The sequence below is a fragment of the Collinsella sp. OM04-5 genome, assembly GCF_003439125.1.
Classification (GTDB): Bacteria; Actinomycetota; Coriobacteriia; order Coriobacteriales; family Coriobacteriaceae; genus Collinsella.
The window spans coordinates 1-2,116 of record NZ_QSUU01000021.1 but is presented as its reverse complement, the minus strand read 5'-3'; the positions used below and the strand labels follow the sequence as shown (position 1 = coordinate 2,116).

At 55.9% G+C, this 2,116-nt stretch carries 1 protein-coding gene; it reads left to right on the top strand.

What is annotated here, in order from left to right; all coding sequences use genetic code 11:
• Nucleotides 1–231 precede the first annotated feature (231 nt).
• Nucleotides 232–1,926 (top strand): phospho-sugar mutase, encoded by a 1,695-nt coding sequence (locus DXB53_RS09745; RefSeq protein ID WP_006235592.1) that lies wholly within the window; start codon nt 232–234, stop codon nt 1,924–1,926.
• Nucleotides 1,927–2,116: the final 190 nt, after the last annotated feature.

Genomic DNA, 2,116 nt, shown 5'->3' with positions numbered 1-2,116 from the left:
CGTCGCAAGACTTGAAGAAGGGGGAGGCCTCGCGGCCTCCCCCTTCTTTGCGTTTACGGGCAACATTCCTTATGCAATTAAATCAATTTAATCATCCACCGCTGAATATAGACGTTCACCGTTCTTTGGCCGGTTCTCTGTTCTCAATGGACTAATATTTGCTTTAGCGCACTGCTGCGCTTGTCCTGTTTTTACACGGGTCGTTTTATTGATTGTGACGGAAGGACTCACATGGCAGATGTTCATGAGCTGCTTGATACTTGGATTGCCAATGTCAAGGACGAGGAGCTCCTCGCTGAGCTCAACACGATGAAGGAGCAGGGTGATGAGGACGCCATCACCGACGCTTTCTTCCAGGATCTCGCCTTCGGTACTGCCGGTCTTCGCGGCACTATCGGTGCGGGCACTAACCGTATGAATATCTATACGGTCGGTCGTGCGACCCAGGGATTCGCTGACTACCTCAATGCGACCTTTGAGCATCCGACGGTCGCCATCGCTCGCGATAGCCGCAATAAAGGTGAGCTGTTCGTTAAGACTACGGCTGCCATTCTTGCAGCAAACGGCGTGACTGCCCTCGTGTATCCCAAGATTTCTCCTGTGCCGACGCTCTCCTGGGCCGTCCGTGATCTTAAGTGCTCCGGTGGCATTTGCATGACCGCTAGCCATAACCCAGCGCCGTATAACGGCTATAAGGCCTATGGCCCCGATGGCTGCCAGATCACCAGCGAGGCCGCCGATGCAATTTCTAAGGCTATCGCCGAGACCGATACATTCACCGGCGTGAAGTCCATGGACTTTGATGAGGCTCTTGAGCAGGGTCTGGTTAAATGGATCGACGACTCGTGCCTCGAGCGTTATTACGACGCCGTTCTCGCGCGCGGCGTGACTAACCTTTCTGCCGAGGAGATCGCTGGCGCTCCGCTTAAGCTCGTCTACACTCCGCTCAACGGCACCGGCCTCATTCCCGTTACTACGGTGCTCGAGCGCGCTGGCATCACCGATGTCACGGTTGTTCCCGAGCAGAAGGAGCCTAACGGCGATTTCCCGACCTGCCCGTATCCTAACCCCGAGATCCGTCAGGCCATGCAGAAGGGCATCGATCTCTGCGAGCAGGTTCACCCTGATTTGCTGCTTGCAACCGATCCCGACGCCGACCGTGTTGGCGTTGCCGTTAAAAATGGCGATGACTATCTGCTGCTGACCGGCAATGAGATGGGCGTTCTGCTGCTCGACTATATCTGCAAGACCCGTGCTGCCCGCGGTGAGGACCTCACTAAGAAGGTTGCCGTTACTACTATCGTTTCTTCCGCCATGGTTGACGCTCTGGCCGACGAGTACGGTTTTGAGCTTCGCCGCTGCCTGACGGGCTTCAAGTACATCGGCGACATCATTACTTCTCTTTCCGATGCTGGCGAGGTCGATCGCTTTATCTTCGGTTTCGAGGAGAGCTACGGCTATCTGGCCGGCGACCACGTGCGCGACAAGGACGCCGTGAGCACTTCGCTTCTGATTTGCCAGATGGCGCAGTATTACAAGCTCCAGGGTAAGAACCTTGCCGATGCGATGCACGAGCTGTACGAGAAGTATGGCTACTATCACAACAAGACGATTTCGCTAAGCTATCCGGGCGCTGAGGGTGCGGCAAAGATGGCCGGCATCATGGCTGGTTTGCGCGAGAACCCGCCCGCGGAGCTCGCCGGTTCCAAGATTGAGGCCGTCGTGGATTACAACACCTGCGTGAACGGCCTGCCGAAGGCTAATGTCATTGAGTTCGATCTCGAGGGTGGTAACAAGGGTATCGTCCGTCCTTCTGGCACCGAGCCCAAGATTAAGCTGTACATCTTCGCTAAGGGCGCGGATGCCGCCGAGGCTGATGCAGCACTTGACGCGATCGAGGAGTCCGGTCGCAAGCTCTTGGCCTAAGGCTTTGAAAGCCTATTTCTATAGATAGACGGAGGAGGGGATCTCGGAAACGATGTCCCCTCTTTATTACTTTTAAATACAGCTGAGAATCCCAAACTGTGTAGGAAATGTGTACGCCCAGATTCCCGCCCCCGGCGCCCCTCCGGTCTGGCAATATATCTCCTTGCCGCGCGGCCCGGTCGGACCGGAT